Origin of the sequence: Enterobacter sp. HK-058-C-ECC, from assembly GCF_047531125.1 — a bacterium.
Lineage (GTDB): Bacteria > Pseudomonadota > Gammaproteobacteria > Enterobacterales > Enterobacteriaceae > Enterobacter > Enterobacter quasiroggenkampii.
On record NZ_JBLKCH010000005.1, the window covers coordinates 1 to 18,674 of the forward strand.

Annotated in this window: 14 protein-coding genes; 8 read left to right on the top strand and 6 right to left on the bottom strand. The window is 58.7% G+C overall.

Annotation, left to right across the window (positions count from 1 at the left end):
• On the top strand, positions 1 to 612 hold a 612-nt coding region (locus ACMWJS_RS11510; protein WP_414747083.1), incomplete at its 5' end, for a molybdopterin-synthase adenylyltransferase MoeB.
• An 86-nt stretch (positions 613 to 698) separates the two neighbouring features.
• Here ACMWJS_RS11510 and fsa read toward each other — a convergent pair.
• On the bottom strand, positions 699 to 1,361 hold the full coding sequence (fsa, locus tag ACMWJS_RS11515) for a fructose-6-phosphate aldolase (RefSeq protein ID WP_023326972.1): 663 nt from the start codon (positions 1,359 to 1,361) through the stop codon (positions 699 to 701).
• Positions 1,362 to 1,489: 128 nt separating this feature from the next.
• On the opposite strand from fsa, the gene ACMWJS_RS11520 reads away from it, so the two are divergent.
• The 4 genes from ACMWJS_RS11520 (at position 1,490) to ACMWJS_RS11535 (ending at position 7,215) form a co-directional block, all read left to right on the top strand.
• Entirely contained in the window at positions 1,490 to 2,389 is a 900-nt protein-coding gene (locus ACMWJS_RS11520; protein ID WP_414747084.1) for a glycyl-radical enzyme activating protein, read from the top strand.
• A gap of 4 nt (positions 2,390 to 2,393) precedes the next feature.
• Positions 2,394 to 4,826 carry a formate C-acetyltransferase/glycerol dehydratase family glycyl radical enzyme gene (locus ACMWJS_RS11525; RefSeq protein ID WP_414747085.1) on the top strand — a complete coding sequence of 811 codons (2,433 nt, stop codon included), beginning with the start codon at positions 2,394 to 2,396 and terminating at the stop codon, positions 4,824 to 4,826.
• A gap of 167 nt (positions 4,827 to 4,993) precedes the next feature.
• Positions 4,994 to 5,809 (top strand): Cof-type HAD-IIB family hydrolase, encoded by an 816-nt coding sequence (locus tag ACMWJS_RS11530; RefSeq protein WP_262796014.1) that lies wholly within the window; start codon positions 4,994 to 4,996, stop codon positions 5,807 to 5,809.
• 149 nt (positions 5,810 to 5,958) lie between these two features.
• Positions 5,959 to 7,215: a DUF1479 domain-containing protein gene (locus ACMWJS_RS11535; RefSeq protein WP_414747086.1), complete on the top strand. Its 1,257-nt coding sequence runs from the start codon at positions 5,959 to 5,961 to the stop codon at positions 7,213 to 7,215.
• Here the strand turns inward: ACMWJS_RS11535 and ACMWJS_RS11540 are convergent.
• A complete protein-coding gene (locus ACMWJS_RS11540) occupies positions 7,212 to 8,285 on the bottom strand; it encodes a LacI family DNA-binding transcriptional regulator (protein ID WP_262801941.1) in 1,074 nt (357 codons plus the stop codon). The two genes, ACMWJS_RS11535 and ACMWJS_RS11540, sit on opposite strands and share 4 nt — an antisense overlap.
• A 288-nt stretch (positions 8,286 to 8,573) precedes the next feature.
• Here ACMWJS_RS11540 and ACMWJS_RS11545 point away from each other — a divergent pair, with 288 nt between their 5' ends.
• Positions 8,574 to 9,875, top strand: a complete 1,302-nt coding sequence (locus tag ACMWJS_RS11545) for an MFS transporter (RefSeq protein ID WP_045909413.1) — start codon at positions 8,574 to 8,576, stop codon at positions 9,873 to 9,875.
• Between the two features lie 17 nt (positions 9,876 to 9,892).
• Positions 9,893 to 12,256 (top strand): TIM-barrel domain-containing protein, encoded by a 2,364-nt coding sequence (locus ACMWJS_RS11550; RefSeq protein ID WP_414747087.1) that lies wholly within the window; start codon positions 9,893 to 9,895, stop codon positions 12,254 to 12,256.
• Positions 12,257 to 12,338: 82 nt separating this feature from the next.
• Here ACMWJS_RS11550 and ACMWJS_RS11555 read toward each other — a convergent pair whose 3' ends face one another.
• Positions 12,339 to 13,934 carry an ABC-F family ATPase gene (locus ACMWJS_RS11555; protein ID WP_414747088.1) on the bottom strand — a complete coding sequence of 532 codons (1,596 nt, stop codon included), beginning with the start codon at positions 13,932 to 13,934 and terminating at the stop codon, positions 12,339 to 12,341.
• 222 nt (positions 13,935 to 14,156) lie between these two features.
• Here ACMWJS_RS11555 and ldtB point away from each other — a divergent pair, with 222 nt between their 5' ends.
• Positions 14,157 to 15,077, top strand: a complete 921-nt coding sequence (ldtB, locus tag ACMWJS_RS11560; RefSeq protein WP_032649383.1) for a L,D-transpeptidase — start codon at positions 14,157 to 14,159, stop codon at positions 15,075 to 15,077.
• Positions 15,078 to 15,123: 46 nt separating this feature from the next.
• Here the strand turns inward: ldtB and ACMWJS_RS11565 are convergent, their stop codons facing one another.
• From ACMWJS_RS11565 to ACMWJS_RS11575, 3 genes are read right to left on the bottom strand one after another with little or no spacing between them, the layout of a single operon-like run.
• Positions 15,124 to 15,840, bottom strand: a complete 717-nt coding sequence (locus ACMWJS_RS11565; protein WP_045909415.1) for a GntR family transcriptional regulator — start codon at positions 15,838 to 15,840, stop codon at positions 15,124 to 15,126.
• 15 nt (positions 15,841 to 15,855) lie between these two features.
• Positions 15,856 to 17,178, bottom strand: a complete 1,323-nt coding sequence (locus tag ACMWJS_RS11570; protein WP_045909416.1) for a PTS sugar transporter subunit IIC — start codon at positions 17,176 to 17,178, stop codon at positions 15,856 to 15,858.
• Positions 17,179 to 17,229: 51 nt separating this feature from the next.
• Positions 17,230 to 18,606: a glycoside hydrolase family 1 protein gene (locus ACMWJS_RS11575; RefSeq protein ID WP_414747089.1), complete on the bottom strand. Its 1,377-nt coding sequence runs from the start codon at positions 18,604 to 18,606 to the stop codon at positions 17,230 to 17,232.
• Between the last annotated feature and the right edge of the window lie 68 nt (positions 18,607 to 18,674).

Below are 18,674 nucleotides of genomic sequence, written 5' to 3' on the forward strand. Positions count from 1 at the left end.
GCGCAGTACCTTGCCGCGGCGGGCGTGGGAAGCATGACGCTGCTGGATTTCGATACCGTATCGGTCTCCAACCTGCAGCGCCAGACGCTGCACAGCGACGCGACGGTGGGCCAGCCGAAAGTGGAATCCGCCAGGGCTGCGCTGGCGCGCATCAACCCCCACGTTCAGTTCACGCTGATTGACGCAATGCTGGATGACGACGCGCTGTTCACACAGATTGCCCGGCACGACCTGGTGCTGGACTGCACCGATAACGTCGCCGTCCGCAACCAGCTCAACGCGGGCTGTTTTGCTCACAAAACCCCGCTGGTCTCCGGCGCGGCGATCCGCATGGAGGGGCAAATCAGCGTCTTCACGTACGCCGAGGGTGAACCCTGCTACCGCTGCCTGAGCCGTCTGTTTGGCGAGAATGCGCTGACCTGCGTTGAGGCGGGCGTGATGGCGCCGCTCGTCGGCGTGATTGGTTCATTGCAGGCAATGGAAGCGATCAAGGTGCTGGCGAATTACGGCACGCCCGCAGCGGGTAAAATCGTGATGTATGACGCGATGACCTGCCAGTTCCGCGAGATGAAGCTGATGCGTAACCCGGGGTGTGAGGTGTGTAGCCAGTAAAAAAGTCGGGTGGCGGCTTCGCCTTACCCGACCTACAACGGCGCGAACGAAAGCCGGGTAAGCGCCAGCGCCACCCGGCAACAGCGTCAGATGGACGTCCGTCCAAACGCCCCCTGCCAGTCCTGCTCAAACTTCACAATCGCCGCATCCACAGCCGGAGAGGTAATAAACTGCTGCGCCACGTCCAGCGGCAGCGTGATGGACTCGCACCCAGCCAGCAGGCAATCCAGCGCCTGACGCGGGGTTTTAAAGCTCGCGGCCAGCACTTTTGACTGCGGGGCGTGCAGCGTCAGCAGCTGCTGTAATTCCACCACGGTCTGGATCCCGTCCCCGCCCTGCGCGTCTACGCGGTTAACGTAAGGCGCCACATACTCCGCCCCCGCCAGCGCGGACAGCATCCCCTGCGCGGCACCGTATACCGCCGTACCCAGCGTCGGGATCCCTTCCGCTTTCAGCATCTTAATCGCCGCCAGCCCTTCTGCGGTTACCGGCACTTTCACCACCAGATCGTTAATGATAGCGCGCAGCTTACGCGCGTCTTCCACCATCCCTTCGGCGGTGGTCGCCATCACCTGCGCGAACAGACGGCCTTTACCGCCCAGCGCGTCGTGCAGCGCGGGCAGCAGTTCGTCGAGCGGCGTTTTACCGGCCGCAACGATGCTTGGGTTGGTGGTCACCCCCGCCAGCGGGAAGATACGCGCCAGCTTTTTGACTGCCGCAACGTCAGATGTGTCGAGATAAAGTTCCATGATGTCACCCTCAAAATTAGCCTGCACTTACCCTATCACGACAAAACCTGCTCAAGAGTTGACCTGCATCAAGATAACTTTCATTCGAAAGTAATTTAATCTTCGTATGCAAGATGAGAGGCGAAAACATGATCTTCAATATTCAGCGTTACTCTACCCACGATGGCCCCGGTATCCGTACCGTGGTGTTCCTGAAAGGCTGCTCGCTGGGCTGTCGCTGGTGCCAGAACCCGGAAAGCCGCTCCCGCAGCCGGGACGTGCTGTTTGATGCGCGTCTGTGCCTGGACGGCTGCGACCTGTGTCAGCAGGCGGCACCGGGCTGTATCGAACGTGCGCTGAACGGGATGGTCATTCATCGTGAGAAATTAAGTGAAGAGACGCTTAATGCCCTCACCGACTGCTGCCCGACGCAGGCGCTGACCGTCTGCGGTGAAGAACGGCAGGTCGAGGAGATCATGGCGATCGTACTGCGCGACAAACCCTTCTACGACCGCAGCGGCGGCGGGATCACCCTCTCCGGCGGCGAACCGTTTATGAACCCCGAGCTGGCGCAGGCCCTGTTTAAAGCCAGCCATGACCAGGGGATCCACACCGCCGTCGAAACCTGCCTTCACGTGCCGTGGCACTATATCGAGCCGTCATTACCGTACGTCGATCTGTTCCTCGCCGACCTGAAGCATGTCGACGGTGACGTGTTCAAGCAGTGGACGGACGGTTCGGCTAAGCGCATCCTGGACAACCTGAAACGCCTGGCCGCCGCCGGGAAAACGATCACCATCCGCGTGCCGCTGATCCAGGGCTTTAACGCGGATGAAGCCTCCATCACCGCCATCACCAACTTCGCTGCCGATGAGCTCGGCGTCGACGATATTCATTTTCTGCCGTATCACACGCTGGGCATGAACAAATACACCCTGCTCGGCCAACCCTACTCTGCCCCTGACAAACCGCTGGATAACCCTGCCCTGCTGGACTTCGCGCAGCAGTACGCCTGCCAGAAAGGGTTAACCGCGACCTTACGAGGATAAACTTATGACAACCCTGAATCTCAATACCCTCAGCGAGCGCATTAAGGCGCACAAAACGGCGCTGGTGCATATCGTTAAGCCGCCGGTCTGTACCGAGCGCGCCCAGCATTACACCGAAATGTACCAGCAGCACATGGACAAGCCGATCCCGGTCCGACGCGCCCTGGCGCTGGCGCATCACCTGGCCGAGCGTACCATCTGGATCAAACACGACGAGCTGATTATCGGTAACCAGGCCAGCGAAGTGCGCGCCGCGCCGATCTTCCCGGAATACACCGTCTCCTGGATTGAGAAAGAGATTGACGACCTGGCGGATCGCCCGGGCGCGGGCTTTGCGGTGAGCGAAGAGAACAAGCGTGTGCTGCATGAAATCTGCCCGTGGTGGCGCGGCCAGACGGTACAGGACCGCTGCTACGGCATGTTCACCGACGAGCAGAAAGGCCTGCTGGAAACCGGCATCATCAAAGCCGAAGGCAACATGACCTCCGGCGACGCGCACCTGGCGGTGAACTTCCCGCTGGTGCTGGAGAAAGGTCTCGAAGGCCTGCGCGCCAAAGTGGCCGAGCGCCGCTCACGCATCAACCTGACGGTGCTGGAAGACCTGCACGGCGATCAGTTCCTGAAGGCAATTGATATCGTGCTGGAAGCGGTGAGCCTGCACATCAAACGCTTCGCCGATCTGGCGCGCGAGATGGCCTCCACAGAAACCCGCGAAAGCCGCCGCGACGAGCTGCTGGTGATGGCAGAAAACTGCGACGTGATTGCTCACGAGCCGCCAAAAACCTTCTGGCAGGCGCTGCAGCTGTGCTACTTCATTCAGCTGATCCTGCAGATTGAGTCCAACGGCCACTCCGTCTCCTTCGCGCGTATGGACCAATATCTCTATCCGTACTACCGCCGCGACGTGGAGCTGAACCAGAGCCTGGATCGCGAACACGCCATCGAGCTGCTGCACAGCTGCTGGCTGAAATTGCTTGAAGTGAATAAAATCCGCTCCGGCTCGCACTCCAAAGCCTCCGCCGGCAGCCCGCTGTACCAGAACGTCACCATCGGCGGCCAGAAGCTGGTCAACGGCGAGCCGATGGACGCGGTGAACCCGCTCTCCTACGCGATTCTGGAATCCTGCGGCCGTCTGCGCTCCACCCAGCCGAACCTGAGCGTGCGTTATCACGCGGGCATGAGCAACGACTTCCTCGACGCCTGCGTGCAGGTGATCCGCTGCGGCTTCGGGATGCCTGCCTTTAACAACGACGAAATCGTGATCCCGGAATTCATCAAGCTCGGCGTTGAACGAGAAGACGCCTACGACTACGCGGCGATTGGCTGTATCGAAACCGCGGTGGGCGGCAAGTGGGGCTATCGCTGCACCGGCATGAGCTTCATCAACTTCGCCCGCGTGATGCTGGCCGCGCTGGAAGGCGGCCGCGATGCCACCAGCGGCAAGGTATTCCTGCCGCAGGAGAAAGCGCTCTCTGCCGGTAACTTCGACAATTTCGACGAGGTGATGGCGGCCTGGGATAGCCAGATCCGCTACTACACCCGCAAATCCATCGAAATTGAGTACGTGGTGGACACCATGCTGGAAGAGAACGTCCACGATATTCTCTGCTCGGCGCTGGTGGACGACTGCATCGAGCGCGCGAAAAGCATCAAGCAGGGCGGCGCGAAGTATGACTGGGTGTCCGGCCTGCAGGTGGGGATCGCCAACCTCGGCAACAGCCTGGCGGCGGTGAAGAAGCTGGTGTTCGAACAGAGCGTCATTGGCCAACAGCAGCTGGCGGCAGCGCTGGCGGATGACTTCGACGGGCTGACCCACGAGCAGCTGCGTCAGCGCCTGATTAATGGCGCGCCTAAGTACGGTAACGACGACGACAGCGTTGATATGCTGCTGACCCGCGCCTATCAGACCTATATTGAAGAGCTGAAGCAGTACCACAACCCACGCCACGGCCGCGGCCCGATTGGCGGTAACTACTACGCAGGCACCTCCTCGATTTCCGCGAACGTGCCGTTTGGCGCGGCGACGATGGCGACGCCGGACGGACGTAAGGCGCACACGCCGCTGGCGGAAGGGGCCAGCCCAGCTTCCGGTACCGACCACCTGGGTCCAACGGCGGTCATCGGCTCCGTGGGTAAACTGCCTACCGAGGCGATTCTCGGCGGCGTGCTGCTGAACCAGAAGCTGAACCCGTCAACGCTGGAAAACGACAGCGATCGCCAGAAGCTGATGGTGCTGCTGCGCACCTTCTTCGAGGTGCATAAGGGCTGGCATATTCAGTACAACATCGTCTCGCGCGACACGCTGCTGGAGGCGAAGAAACACCCTGACCAGTATCGTGACCTGGTGGTACGCGTCGCAGGCTACTCGGCGTTCTTCACCGCCCTGTCGCCGGATGCGCAGGACGATATTATCGCCCGTACTGAACATACGCTGTAAGAAAAACGCCCGGTGGCGCTGCGCTTACCGGGCCTACAGAGTCTCCCCGTAGGCCGGGTAAGGCGAAGCCGCCACCCGGCTTTCTGACTTTCATTCGAAATTAAATTTGTGCTCCCCGTCACCTTGTTATTAGAATGTTTCAAAACGCAGTGACCCAGGAGCACAGTATGACCGTTAAAGTTATCGTCACCGATATGGACGGAACTTTTCTTGATGATGCCAAGCAGTACGATCGTGACCGCTTCCAGGCACAGTTTGAACAGCTTAAAGCCCGCGACATTGAATTCGTTGTCGCCAGCGGCAACCAGTATTACCAGCTCATCTCCTTTTTTCCGGAGCTCAAAGATCGGATCTCCTTCGTGGCGGAAAACGGCGCTCTGGTGTTCGATCGCGGGGAGCAGATTTTTCACGGTGAGCTGACCCGCCATGAATCGCAGATCGTGATTGGCGAACTGCTGAAAGATAAAGGGCTGAACTTCGTGGCCTGCGGGCTGGAGAGCGCGTACGTCAGCGATAAAGCCCCGGACGCCTTCGTGGCGCTGATGTCAAAGCACTACCACCGCTTAAAGCGCATTAGCGATTACCGCGACATTGACGACGTGCTGTTTAAGTTCTCCCTGAACCTGCCGGACAGCGATATCCCCAATCTGGTGGATAAGCTGCACGTCTCGCTGGACGGCATCATGAAGCCGGTCACCAGCGGCTTTGGCTTTGTGGATTTGATTATCCCCGGGCTGCACAAAGCTAACGGCATCAGCCGTCTGCTGAAGCGCTGGAAAATCTCCCCGCAGGATTGCGTGGCCATTGGCGACAGCGGCAACGATGCCGAGATGCTGAAGCTGGTGAAATATTCCTTTGCGATGGGCAACGCGGCGGAAAGCATCAAAGAAATCAGCCGCTACAGCACTGACGACAACAACCATCAGGGCGCGCTGAACGTCATTCAGGCCGTGCTCGACAACCATTCCCCGTTCGACGCCTGATCCTTTCCTCGCCGGAGCCTGGCTCCGGCCTCTCACTCTTTTTCCGTCCTGTGGCGCACGTCAAGTTTTTAAACTTGCATTAACTTAATTTTAACTTAAAGTATCACTTGTAGACATTTTTACTTTCGAATGAAAGATGCGAGGCAGTTATGACCTTTACCAGTGAAACTTTGCCGGCGGATCACAAAGCGGCAATCCGTCAGTTGAAACGTGAGTTACGCGCGCATATCGGTGACGTGCAGGCGGTGTTCAACAAGCTCAGCGATAGCATTGCCACCCGCGTGTCGGAAATTAACGCGCTTAAAAATAAAGGTGAATCCGTCTGGCCGGTGATCCCGTTTACCGATGTAAAAAACGGCACGATTACCGACGCGCAGCGCGACGCCGTTAAACGCCGCGGCTGTGCGGTGATTAAAGGTCACTTCCCGCGCGAGCAGGCACTGGCGTGGGATCAGTCGATGCTCGACTACCTCGATCTGAACAAGTTTGACGAGGTGTACAAAGGGCCAGGCGATAACTTCTTTGGCACCCTGACCGCTTCCCGTCCGGAGATTTACCCGATCTACTGGTCGCAGGCGCAGATGCAGGCGCGCCAGAGCGAAGAGATGGCGCAGGTGCAGTCGTTCCTGAACCGTTTATGGACGTTCGAGAGCAACGGCAAGCAGTGGTTCGACCCGGACGTGAGCGTGATTTATCCGGATCGTATCCGCCGCCGTCCGCCGGGAACCACCTCGAAAGGGCTCGGCGCGCATACAGACTCCGGCGCGCTGGAGCGCTGGCTGCTGCCGGCTTACCAGCAGGTCTTTGCCCGCGTGTTTGACGGCAATGTCGACAAGTACGATCCGTGGAACGCCGCGCACCGTACCGAAGTGGAAGAGTATACCGTCGATAACACCACCAAATGCTCGGTATTCCGCACCTTCCAGGGCTGGACCGCGCTGTCGGACATGATCCCTGGCCAGGGGCTGCTGCACGTGGTGCCCATTCCGGAAGCAATGGCGTATATTCTGCTGCGTCCGCTGCTGGACGACGTGCCGGAAGACGAGCTGTGCGGCGTGGCGCCGGGGCGCGTGCTGCCGATTTCCGAGAAGTGGCACCCGCTGCTTATCGAGGCGCTGACCAGCATTCCTGCGCTGGAGGCGGGTGATTCGGTGTGGTGGCACTGCGATGTGATCCACTCCGTCGCGCCGGTGGACAATCAGCAGGGCTGGGGCAACGTGATGTATATCCCCGCCGCACCGATGTGCGAGAAAAACCTCGCCTATGCGAAGAAGGTCAAGGAAGCGCTGGAGACCGGCGCATCGCCGGGGGATTTCCCACGCGAAGATTATGAAAAGAGCTGGCAGGACCGCTTTACCGTGAACGATCTCAACATCCACGGCAAGCGCGCGCTGGGCATGGTCTAACTGTCGTACAGCCCTTCCCGCTCAACGGCGGTGCGTCGTTTTCCCTGACGTATCCGCCGTACCGATTCTCGTACGGTCAGCGTGCCGTTAAGCAGTAACGTCCCCACCGGCGCGTCCGGGCGCATGAGCCGCTGCTGGAGCATGTGTACCGCTTCCGTCCCCAGCTCGTCGCGGGGAACATGCACGGCCGTCAGCGGCACATCCTGGATCGCCGCCAGGTTAAACCCGTCAATGCTCATCACCGAGACGTCCTGAGGCACGCGCAGGCCGTGGTTTTGTAATGCGCTAATGGTCCCCGCCGCCATAAAGTCGCCGCCGACCAGAAACGCGGTTGGCAAATCCTTGCCCTGCATTTCGCTGAGCCAGGCGCTGACCAATTGTTCCGTTTCGCGCGCGCTGAAGCTGGGCACCACCAGCAGATCGCGTTTATCGCTGAATGCCAGGTTGTGAGACTGCCACGCGTCGCGGATCCCTGACAGACGCAGCTCCATCGTGTAGCGACGCAGGCACAGCACGTTCATCACCTCACGGTGTCCCATTTCGAACAGGTATTCCGCTGCCCGCTCGCCAATGGCGCGGTGATCCGGCGCAACGGCAGGCAGACGCATGTGCCGGTCGCGGCAGTTAATCAGCATGCAGGGTTTGCCGACATCCACAGCCAGATCGTGGATATGCGGGTCGTCGATACCGAGAAGAATGGCGGCCTGGGTGTCCGACTCGTTCATGCGCGCCAGAAACAGCTGGGCGTCGCTGTCGTTCTCTTCCAGCGCGCAGTAGCGCAGGCGCACATCGTGGGATGCCAGGCCTTTACTCACGCTCTGGATCACGCGGTAATAAAAGATGTCGGACCGCTCGTCGAAGGCGCGCTGAGGAGCAAAAACCACCAGGCTATTGAGCAGCAGCCGTCCCGCCGCCATGCCCTCCATCACGCCCAGCTCCCGCGCGCACGCCAGCACCTTTGCGCGCGCTTTTTCACTGGTATTCGCTTTCCCCGCCAGCACGCGTGACACGGTGCTGATCGAGAGCTGCGTGCGGGCAGCGATTTCGGTGATTTTTAGCCTTTTGTCCATTTTGTGATCTGGCTCCATTTGCGTAATGAAAAAATTTTCATAGCGTGTTTGTCAGGCAATAACTGACATCAATACCATCTTGCCAGAGTGTTTACGTCAGTTATGAGAAATTTTGCACAAAATAGACTATTGCCCGCTCATTTTCTCCCTTAAGGTGAACCTGTCACACAACTTCCATACTAGTTGTATACCAACTTAAGCAGTTTAAACGGATAGAAATCAAAGGCATAAAAATCTGTGTGACACCTGAACCTCCGTCCCCTTACCGTCCGTCTTGTGGAGAGTAAAATGAGTCAGGACATCAATAACACCGTTGCGACAAGCAAAACCCGTCGCGTCATCAAGAACCTGCGCTGGTACGTGCTGGTGCTGTTCTTACTTGGCGTCACCGTTAACTACATCACCCGAAACTCGCTCGGGATCCTCGCCCCGGAACTGAAAGAGAGCCTTGGGATCACCACCGAGCAATACTCCTGGATCGTCGGTGCGTTCCAAATTGCCTACACCATTTTCCAGCCCCTGTGCGGCTGGCTGATTGACGTGATCGGCCTGAAGATTGGTTTTATGGTCTGCGCCGGGATCTGGGCGCTGATGTGTATTTTCCATGCGGGCGCCGGAAGCTGGCTGCACCTGGCGATTCTGCGCTTCTTTATGGGGGCTTCCGAAGCCGCCGCTACCCCGGCGAACGCCAAAACCATTGGCGAGTGGTTCCCGAAATCAGAGCGTCCCGTTGCTGCCGGCTGGGCGGGCGTGGGCTTCTCTATCGGTGCGATGCTGGCTCCGCCTATCATTTACTTCGCTCACGCCTCGTTCGGCTGGCAGGGGGCGTTCATGTTTACCGGCGTGCTGGCGCTGCTGTGGGTGATCCTGTGGTGGGCGTTCTACCATAACCCGGAGCAGCACCCGAACCTGAGCAAGGACGAGCTGGCGTTTATCAAGCAGGATAACGAACCGCCTGCCGTCAAACTGCCCTTCCTGACCGCGCTGAAAACCGTCTCGAAGAACAAACGCTTCTACGGTATCGCCATCCCGGCCTTTATGGCGGAACCGGCCTGGGCGGTGCTGAGCTTCTGGGTGCCGCTGTACCTTGCCAAAGAGCACGGCATGGATCTGAAGCAGATTGCGATGTTTGCCTGGCTGCCGTTCCTCGCCGCTGACCTCGGCAGCGTGGCGAGCGGCTACCTGACGCGTCTGTACACTCGCCTGTTCGGCTGCTCCCGCGTGAACTCGGTCGTCGCCAGCTCCGTGACGGGCGCGTTCCTGATGATCTCGCTGGCCATCGTGGCCATTACCCGCGACCCGTACATCACCATCGTGCTGATCTCCATCGGCGGCTTCGGGCACCAGATCATCTCCTGCATGCTGAGCGCCCTGGTCGTGGAGTCGTTCGACAAAGGCCAGATGGCGACCGTCAACGGCATGCGCGGCTCGGCGGCGTGGATCGCCAGCTTCCTGTTCTCGCTGTTAATCGGTGTGACCGCCGACAAAATCGGCTTTAACCCGCTCTTTATCGCCATGGGCTTCTTTGACCTGATTGGCGCTCTCTTCCTGGTAGCATTTATTGCTGAACGTCGCGCCAAGCGCGCCTGATAGTGGATGTATTGCATATGAAAACCCTGAAAAACTGGACCGTTGATACGCAGTCGGCAAACCATCTGGAACTGCTGGTCGATAACCAGCACCGTCTGTGCCTGTATGTGCTGGAAGAGAACCTGTTCCGCGTGCTGATCAAACGCAAAGGCGAGCTGGCGCTGGACCGCACCTGGAGCATCGCCCCGGAACAAGACGTGCCGTGGGAAGGTCGCCGTCGTGACGATGTCAGCGGCTTCACCTGCCCGGCCTGGACGCTGACGCAGCAGGACGACACGTTAACCGTGGCAACCGAACAGCTGCGCGTCACCGTGCACCAGCCGCTGTGGCTGGAGTGGCACTACCGCAATGACGCGGGCGAGTGGCAGCCGCTGGTCAACGACCGCCCCACCAGCGCCTACCTGCTGAACGCCCACGGCAACGGCGTGGCGCACTACCTGAGCCGCCGCAAGGACGAGCGTTTCTACGGCCTGGGTGAGAAAGCGGGCGATCTGCAGCGCAACGGTAAACGCTACGAGATGCGCAACCTCGACGCCATGGGCTACAACGCCGCCAGCACCGACCCGCTGTACAAGCACATTCCGTTCACCCTTACCCGCCGCGACGACGTGAGCTACGGCCTGTTCTACGACAACCTGAGCAGCTGCTGGCTGGATCTGGGTAACGAAATCGACAACTACCACACCGCCTATCGCCGCTGGCAGGCGGAAGCGGGCGATATCGATTACTACATTTTTACCGGCAGGCGCGTGCTGGACGTCACCAAAACCTTTGTGCGCCTGACCGGGAAAACGCTGTTCGGACCGAAATGGAGCCTGGGCTACAGCGGCTCGACCATGCACTACACCGACGCGCCGGACGCGCAGAATCAGCTGATGAACTTCATCCGCCTGTGCGAAGAGCACGCCATTCCGTGCGACTCGTTCCAGCTTTCGTCTGGCTATACCTCCATCAACGGCAAGCGCTACGTCTTCAACTGGAACTATGACAAGGTGCCGCAGCCGAAGGTGATGAGCCAGGCGTTCCACGACGCGGGGTTGAAGTTGGCCGCAAACATCAAGCCGTGCCTGCTGCAGGATCATCCGCGCTACAGCGAAGTGGCGGAGAGCGGCCTGTTCATTCGCGATTCAGAAACCGATGCACCCGAACGCTCCAGCTTCTGGGATGACGAAGGCTCGCACCTCGACTTTACCAACCCGCAGACGGTGCAGTGGTGGCAGAACGGCGTCACCACGCAGCTGCTGGAGATGGGCATCGACTCCACCTGGAACGACAACAACGAGTACGAAGTGTGGGACGGGGAAGCCCGCTGCTTTGGCTTCGGCAAGGAGATCGCCATCAAGCATATTCGCCCGGTCATGCCGCTGCTGATGATGCGCGCCTCGCTGGAAGCGCAGCAGCGCTTTGCGCCGGAAAAACGCCCGTATCTCATCTCCCGCTCCGGCTGCGCCGGGATGCAGCGCTACGTTCAGACCTGGAGCGGTGACAACCGCACCAACTGGGACACGCTGCGCTATAACATCCGCATGGGGCTGGGCATGAGCCTGTCCGGGCTGTTCAACATCGGCCATGACGTGGGCGGGTTCTCCGGCGACAAGCCGGACGCCGAGCTGTTCGTGCGCTGGGTGCAGAACGGCGTGATGCACCCGCGCTTTACCATTCATTCGTGGAACGATGACCACACGGTGAACGAGCCGTGGATGTATCCGGGCGTCACGCCTGCCATTCGCGGCGCGATTGAGCTGCGCTACCGCCTGCTGCCGTATCTCTACACCCTGCTCTGGCAGGCGCATGCCGACGACGAGCCGATGCTGCGCCCGACCTTCCTCGACCACGAGCACGATGCGCAGACCTTGGAAGAGTGCGATGACTTCCTGCTGGGCCGCGACCTGCTGGTCGCCAGCGTCGTCGAAGCCGGGCAGCGCGAGCGCCGGGTCTGGCTGCCGGATAACGAAACGGGCTGGTATGATTTTTACACCCACGCGTGGTATGCAGGCGGGCAATCCATCGTCCTCGATGCGCCGCTGGAAAAACTGCCGCTGCTGGTGCGCGCCGGAGCCGGTCTGCCGCTGAGCGAGCGCATCACGCATGTGAGTGCCGAAAAAGATACGACCCGCGAGTTGAAGCTGTTCCCGGTGAAAGGCGTCGGCACGACCTCGGGGCTGCTGTTTGAAGACGACGGCGAAAGCTGGGGCTATCAGAACGGCAATGCGCTGTGGGTGGAATGGGAAATGGTGTGCGACGGCGCAACCATTAACCTGAAGGTGAACGCGCGCGGGGATTATCGTCCGGCGTGGAAGGCGCTAAAGGTGTCATTACCGGCGGGGGAAAAACGTACGCTGCGGGTGAACGGGGTTGAAAGGAGTGAGTGGGTGCTCTGAACATTGCCGGGTGGCGGCTTCGCCTTACCCGGCCTACAACGTCACCCGTAGGCCCGGTAAGCGAAGCGCCACCGGGCTTTTTTTAGCCGTCGATACCTTTGCTGCGCAGGTAATCTTCGTAGTTACCGGTGAAGTCCACCACGCGCTCTGGCGTAATTTCGATCACGCGGGTCGCCAGCGAGCTGACGAACTCACGGTCATGAGAGACGAAGATCAGGGTGCCCTGATACATCTCCAGCGCCATGTTCAGGGATTCGATCGATTCCATGTCCAGGTGGTTAGTCGGTTCGTCCATCACCAGGATGTTTGGTTTTTCCATCATCAGCTTGCCGAACAGCATGCGGCCTTTCTCACCACCAGAGAGCACTTTAGCAGGCTTTTTGATGTCGTCCTGGCTGAACAGCAGACGACCCAGAATGCTGCGCACCGCCTGCTCGTCGTCGCCTTCCTGCTTCCACTGGCTCATCCAGTCAAAGACGGTCAGGTCATTTTCGAACTCGTACTCATGGTCCTGCGCGTAGTAACCAATTTGCGCGTTTTCGGACCATTTCACGGTGCCGTTGTCCGGCTGCAGTTCGCCGACCAGGGTTTTCAGCATGGTAGATTTACCCACGCCGTTGGCGCCCAGAATGGCAATCTTCTCGCCCACTTCCAGCAGCAGGTTGAAGTTTTTAAACAGCGGGCCTTCATCGAAGCCTTTGGTAAGGGCTTCCACTTCCAGCGCGTTACGGAACAGCTTCTTGTCCTGCTCGAAGCGGATGAACGGGTTCTGACGACTGGAGGCTTTAACCTCTTCCAGCTTGATTTTATCAATCTGACGCGCACGCGAGGTTGCCTGACGCGATTTAGAAGCGTTAGCGCTGAATCGGCTGACGAAAGACTGCAGGTCGGCAATCTGCGCTTTTTTCTTGGCGTTGTCCGCCAGCAGACGCTCGCGCGCCTGGGTGGCCGCCGTCATGTACTCGTCGTAGTTGCCCGGATAGACGCGCAGCTCGCCGTAGTCCAGATCCGCCATGTGCGTACAGACCATGTTCAGGAAGTGACGGTCGTGCGAAATGATGATCATGGTGCTGTCGCGATCGTTAAGCGTCTGCTCCAGCCAGCGAATGGTGTCGATGTCCAGGTTGTTCGTCGGTTCGTCGAGCAGCAGGATGTCCGGGTTAGAGAACAGCGCCTGAGCCAGCAGCACACGCAGCTTCCAGCCTGGCGCAACTTCGCTCATAGGGCTGTAATGCTGTTCAACCGGAATGCCGACGCCCAACAGCAGCTCGCCCGCGCGCGCTTCCGCAGAGTAACCGTCCATCTCGCCGTACTGCGTTTCCAGCTCGGCCACTTTATAGCCGTCTTCTTCGCTCATCTCGGCCAGCGCATAGATGCGATCGCGCTCCTGCTTCACTTCCCACAGCTCCGCGTGCCCCATGATCACGGTGTCGAGCACGGTGAACTCTTCGAAGGCGAACTGATCCTGACGCAGCTTACCGATGCGTTCGTTCGGATCGAGCGACACGTTGCCGAGGGTCGGCTCCAGATCGCCGCCGAGGATCTTCATAAAGGTGGATTTACCGCTACCGTTGGCACCAATCAGGCCGTAACGGTTGCCGCCGCCAAATTTGACGGAAATGTTTTCGAACAGCGGCTTACTGCCAAACTGCATAGTGACGTTGCTGGTAACTAACACGGGGAGATTCCTGCGAAAAGTGTGATAAACACGGCATTATGCCACAATTCCGAATTGAGATCCCGCGTTGCAACCATCCACTAAACTTTAACAAAATCGAAAAAAATGTGATTTCGTACACATCTGAATTCCCAGTGAGCGGGAATGCACATATAATGCGCTCCCATCACAGATTCAGACTTATCAACTCATCGCCAGAATGGCTTAGATACCTCGCACAACATGAACATGAAATTAACAGCGCTTTTTGCGGCGGCGTTAGCCGTAGTAGGTTTTTGTAAGACCGCGTCTGCGGTGACGTATCCCCTGCCGACCGACGGAAGCCGTCTGGTGGGTCAAAACCAGGTGGTGACGGTTCCTGAAGGTAACTCTCAGCCGCTGGAGTATTTCGCGGCGCAGTACCAGCTGGGTCTGTCTAACATGCTGGAAGCGAACCCGGGCGTTGACCCGTACCTGCCGAAAGCAGGTACCGTGCTGAATATCCCTCAGCAGCTGATCCTGCCGGATACCGTTCATGAAGGTATCGTAATTAACAGCGCCGAAATGCGTCTGTATTACTACCCGAAAGGCACCAATACTGTGATCGTGCTGCCAATCGGTATCGGCCAGCTGGGTAAAGACACCCCGCTGAACTGGACCACCAAAGTTGAACGTAAGAAAGCGGGCCCAACCTGGACGCCAACGGCTAAAATGCACGCGGAATACATCGCTGCGGGCGAACCGCTGCCAGCCGTTGTGCCAGCAGGCCCGGATAACCCGATGGGTCTGTATGCCCTGTACATTGGTCGTCTGTATGCGATTCACGGCACCAACGCCAACTTCGGTATCGGCCTGCGCGTGAGCCACGGCTGCGTGCGCCTGCGTAACGACGACATCAAGTTCCTGTTCGAAAACGTGCCGGTCGGTACACGCGTGCAGTTCATCAACGAACCGGTGAAAGCGACGTCTGAGCCAGACGGCAGCCGCTACATCGAAGTGCACAACCCGCTGTCCACCAGCGAAGACCAGATCAACAACAACGAAGTCGTTCCTGTTACGCTGAACAGCGCGGTACAGGCGGTAACGTCTCAGCCAGACGTTGAAACGGCGATTGTTGACCAGGCCGTTCAGAACCGTTCCGGTATGCCGGTGCGTCTGAACTAATCACGTCACGCGCATTAAAAAAGCGGGCTTAGAGGCCCGCTTTTTTTTACCCGTTATTCACGATCACAATCCCGCCGTGGTCGTACCGATAGTGACAGTGGGCATACTCCAGCGGCGTGCCATCTTCCAGATAAATGACCTGCTCCACCTCCAGTACCGGATCGGTTTCCTCGCAGACCAGATGCTCTCTGTCCAGCGCGCTGGGCTTAAGCGCCCGCACCACCCGATACGAGCCCATAATTTTCAGCCCCAGGGTCTCCTGAACGTACTGAAACACCGAACCTTCAAGATGGTTTTTCGTCAGGCCCGGCACCAGATTCATCGGCATCACCGTGGAATCCAGCGACATCGGTTCGCCGTTCAGCAAACGCAGGCGAATGAAGTCGTAGATCGGCGCATCGGCGTTAATCATCAGCGACGCCTGCTCTTTTTCGTTCGGGAAGCGCAGTTCGAAATGCACCACCTGGCTCGTAACCGTACCCAGATGCGCCCAGGTTTTGGTCGCGCCAAAGTAGTCGCTGCCGGAGAGATCCCACTGCGAAAGCTGGAGGAAATTTTTGCGGATGAACGTCCCCTGCCCCTGGCGGGTATAGACCAGCCCTTCGACGATCAGCTGGCGCATCGCCTGCTGGATGGTCATCCGGCTGGTGCTGAACTCCGCCGCCAGCGCAAACTGGTCCGGCAGCGGTTCATGGGCGGCGTACTGCTGGCTGATAATGCGTTTCTTGATTTCCCGCGCTATGGTGATGTACTTCGCCGCCATCGTCCTTCCTTTCTGTTAGTTTTCTATCCCGCTGTTTTTCAAGGCCACTCGCTCGGCAATTTTGAGGAAAGGCAGGTAGAAGAATACACCAAATACGATGATTGCCAACTGCACCACCACCGCCCGCCAGTCTCCCGCCGTGGCCAGCCAGGCGCTGAGAATCGGCGGCGTGGTCCACGGGATCATCACCACGCAGCGCGACATGAATCCCAGCGTGGTACAGAGCCAGGCAAAGTAAATACCTATCGCGGGCAGCAGCACGAATGGGATCATCAGCGGCAGGTTAAACACGATCGGCAGGCCAAAGATCACCGGCTCGTTGATGTTAAACAACCCCGGCGCCAGCGACAGGCGCGCCACCTGCTTCGCCGACTGTTGTCGGGAGAAGATAAAGATGGCGATCAGCAGCGAGATGGTGCTGCCCGTCCCGCCCACCATGCCAAAGGTCGGCACGAAGATGTTGTTGATGATGTGCGGAATGGGCTGGCCGTTGGCGAAGGCCAGCATGTTCTCGTTGGTATTGATCAGCAGGAACGGCTCCAGCACCACGCTGTTGACCACCGACTGATGAATGCCGAGCGTGAACAGGAAGTTGCCGAAGCTGTAGATGAAAATCGTCCCCGGCAGGCTGGTGTTGATCAGCCGTAGCGGCTGCTGGATGAAGGTCGTAATGAGATGGATCAGGTCCGTATGCAGCACGTTTGCCAGCACCGCCGCCAGCACCGCAAACAGGGAGAGCGTGAGGATGGTCGGGATCAGCGCGGTAAAGGATTTGCTCACCGCCGGGGGCACGTTTTCCCCGAGGGAAATGTGCAGCGCCTTCAGGCGCGAAATAGCGATAAACACTTCCGTTGAAAGCAGCCCAATCAGCACCCCGGCGAAAATCCCGGTGGAGCCGATATTGGCGAAGGTCAACACCTGCGTCACGCTGACCGCAGCGTCGCTGCCGACGGGCGTAATCTGTAAGCGCATCGGCATCATAATGATAAAACTGCTGACGGCGATAACCACTGCCGAGACCGGATTGTCGAAATCTTTGTTGCGCGCCAGCGACCAGGCAATCATCGGGGCCAGCAGCAGCGCGGCGATGTTCAGCGTGCCGTTGATAATCGCCTCGCCCCACACCTGAAAATGCGCCAGCGTATCGCCCTTAAACATCCACGGAAACACCACGTTATTCACCAGCACCGCCAGACCGGCGAGGATGAAAATGGGCATTACCGTGGCGAAGGCGTCGCGCAGGGAGCGCAGGTGCACCTGGTTTGCCAGGCGCGCCGAGAACTCGACAAACTTATCGACAAAGGACTGCATGTGCGGTGTGATTTTTGTTTCAGACATAGCGGCGTGTTCCCATCAATCAGTCACAAAAACGGCCCGGCAGCGTACGGCTTACATCTCGCGTCCGTTGGTATGGATAACCTGTTTTAACCACGCGTAGCTCTTCTTCGGCACGCGCCTGAGGTCTTTCAGGTCGTGGTTTTCCCGGTTGACGTAGACCACGCCGTAGCGCTTACGCATGTCGCCCTGGGAGCTGAGAATGTCGATTAACCCCCAGCCGAGGTAGCCAATGACCTCTGCCCCGTCCTCGAACATCGCCGCTTTCATGGCCTCGATGTGCGCCCGGTGATAGTCGATGCGGTAGGTGTCCTCAATCGGGTTCACGCCGTCCCATGACTCAATCACCCCAATGCCGTTCTCGATCGGGAACACCGGCAGGCGCCAGTCGTTGGCGTAGCGGGTGATGATGGTGCGGAAGCCCAGCGGATCGATCTGCCAGTTCCACTCGGTGGCCTTCAGGTACGGGTTATTTTTCTCGCCGTGCAGCAGGTAATAGTTGACCGGCGTGCCTTCCGGAATGGCATCGCTTTCCAGCGTTTTGCTGGCGTAGTAGCTGAAGGCCATATAGTCGTTTTGGGTGCGCGCCAGCAGCGCGAGATCGTCTGCACGGTAGATATCGCCAAAGCCCTCCTGCTCCACCACCGCCATCACCGCCGGGCTGTAGCCCTGCCCGGCAAAGACGCGTAGCAAATTCTGGTTGAGGAATTCGTCATACTGCTGGGCGCAGAAGATATCGCGCGGTTTGCAGGTGGCCGGGTAGATCAGCTGGTGCGCCAGCATGCCGCCCATCAGCTGGCCCGGTTTCGTCTGGTGCAGGTATTCGGTCAGCGCCATGTGCGCCACCATCGTATGGTGCTGGAGCAGGTACAGCTCGCGCAGGGTTTTCTCGCCTTTCATATAGCCGGAAATGCGGAAGGCTTCCGGCATATGGAAAATATTCTGCTCGTTGAAGGTCAGCCAGTACTTCACGCGGTCGCCAAAGCAGTCGATCATCTTTTTGCCGTAGCGGATAAAGGCGTCCATCACGCGGCGATCGATAAAGCCGTTGTACTCCTGCGCCAGCGCGAGCGGCATGTCGAAATGGTACAGGCAGATCATCGGCTCGATGCCGCGGGCGATCAGATCGTCAATAAAGCGGTCGTAAAATGCGATGCCTTCGTCGTTGAACGGGCCGTCGCCCTGCGGGCTGACGCGGCTCCACGAGATCTGAAAGCGGTAGCAGTTCATGCCCAGATCCTGCATCAGGTCGAAATCTTCCCGGTAGCGGTGGTAGGAGTCGGTCGCCACTTTCCAGTCGGAGACGTTCTCCCCGGCTTCACGAATGTCATACACCGACATCCCCTTCCCGCCCTCGTTCCAGGCCCCTTCCGTCTGCATGCTGGAGACCGAGTTGCCCCATAAAAAGTTGGCTGGCAGCTGATTCTTCATGTTCTCTTCCTATATGACTAGTCATTTAAAATTTCATGACTAGTCATATAGGCGAAGATGTAAAAACG

What these genes read in the sequence shown, in the direction of transcription:
- fsa (WP_023326972.1), bottom strand. Translation starts at nt 1,361, where the DNA reads ATGGAACTTTATCTCGACACATCTGACGTTGCGGCAGTCAAAAAGCTG.
- ACMWJS_RS11520 (WP_414747084.1), top strand. Translation starts at nt 1,490, where the DNA reads ATGATCTTCAATATTCAGCGTTACTCTACCCACGATGGCCCCGGTATC.
- ACMWJS_RS11525 (WP_414747085.1), top strand. Translation starts at nt 2,394, where the DNA reads ATGACAACCCTGAATCTCAATACCCTCAGCGAGCGCATTAAGGCGCAC.
- ACMWJS_RS11530 (WP_262796014.1), top strand. Translation starts at nt 4,994, where the DNA reads ATGACCGTTAAAGTTATCGTCACCGATATGGACGGAACTTTTCTTGAT.
- ACMWJS_RS11535 (WP_414747086.1), top strand. Translation starts at nt 5,959, where the DNA reads ATGACCTTTACCAGTGAAACTTTGCCGGCGGATCACAAAGCGGCAATC.
- ACMWJS_RS11540 (WP_262801941.1), bottom strand. Translation starts at nt 8,285, where the DNA reads ATGGACAAAAGGCTAAAAATCACCGAAATCGCTGCCCGCACGCAGCTC.
- ACMWJS_RS11545 (WP_045909413.1), top strand. Translation starts at nt 8,574, where the DNA reads ATGAGTCAGGACATCAATAACACCGTTGCGACAAGCAAAACCCGTCGC.
- ACMWJS_RS11550 (WP_414747087.1), top strand. Translation starts at nt 9,893, where the DNA reads ATGAAAACCCTGAAAAACTGGACCGTTGATACGCAGTCGGCAAACCAT.
- ldtB (WP_032649383.1), top strand. Translation starts at nt 14,157, where the DNA reads ATGAACATGAAATTAACAGCGCTTTTTGCGGCGGCGTTAGCCGTAGTA.
- ACMWJS_RS11565 (WP_045909415.1), bottom strand. Translation starts at nt 15,840, where the DNA reads ATGGCGGCGAAGTACATCACCATAGCGCGGGAAATCAAGAAACGCATT.
- ACMWJS_RS11570 (WP_045909416.1), bottom strand. Translation starts at nt 17,178, where the DNA reads ATGTCTGAAACAAAAATCACACCGCACATGCAGTCCTTTGTCGATAAG.
- ACMWJS_RS11575 (WP_414747089.1), bottom strand. Translation starts at nt 18,606, where the DNA reads ATGAAGAATCAGCTGCCAGCCAACTTTTTATGGGGCAACTCGGTCTCC.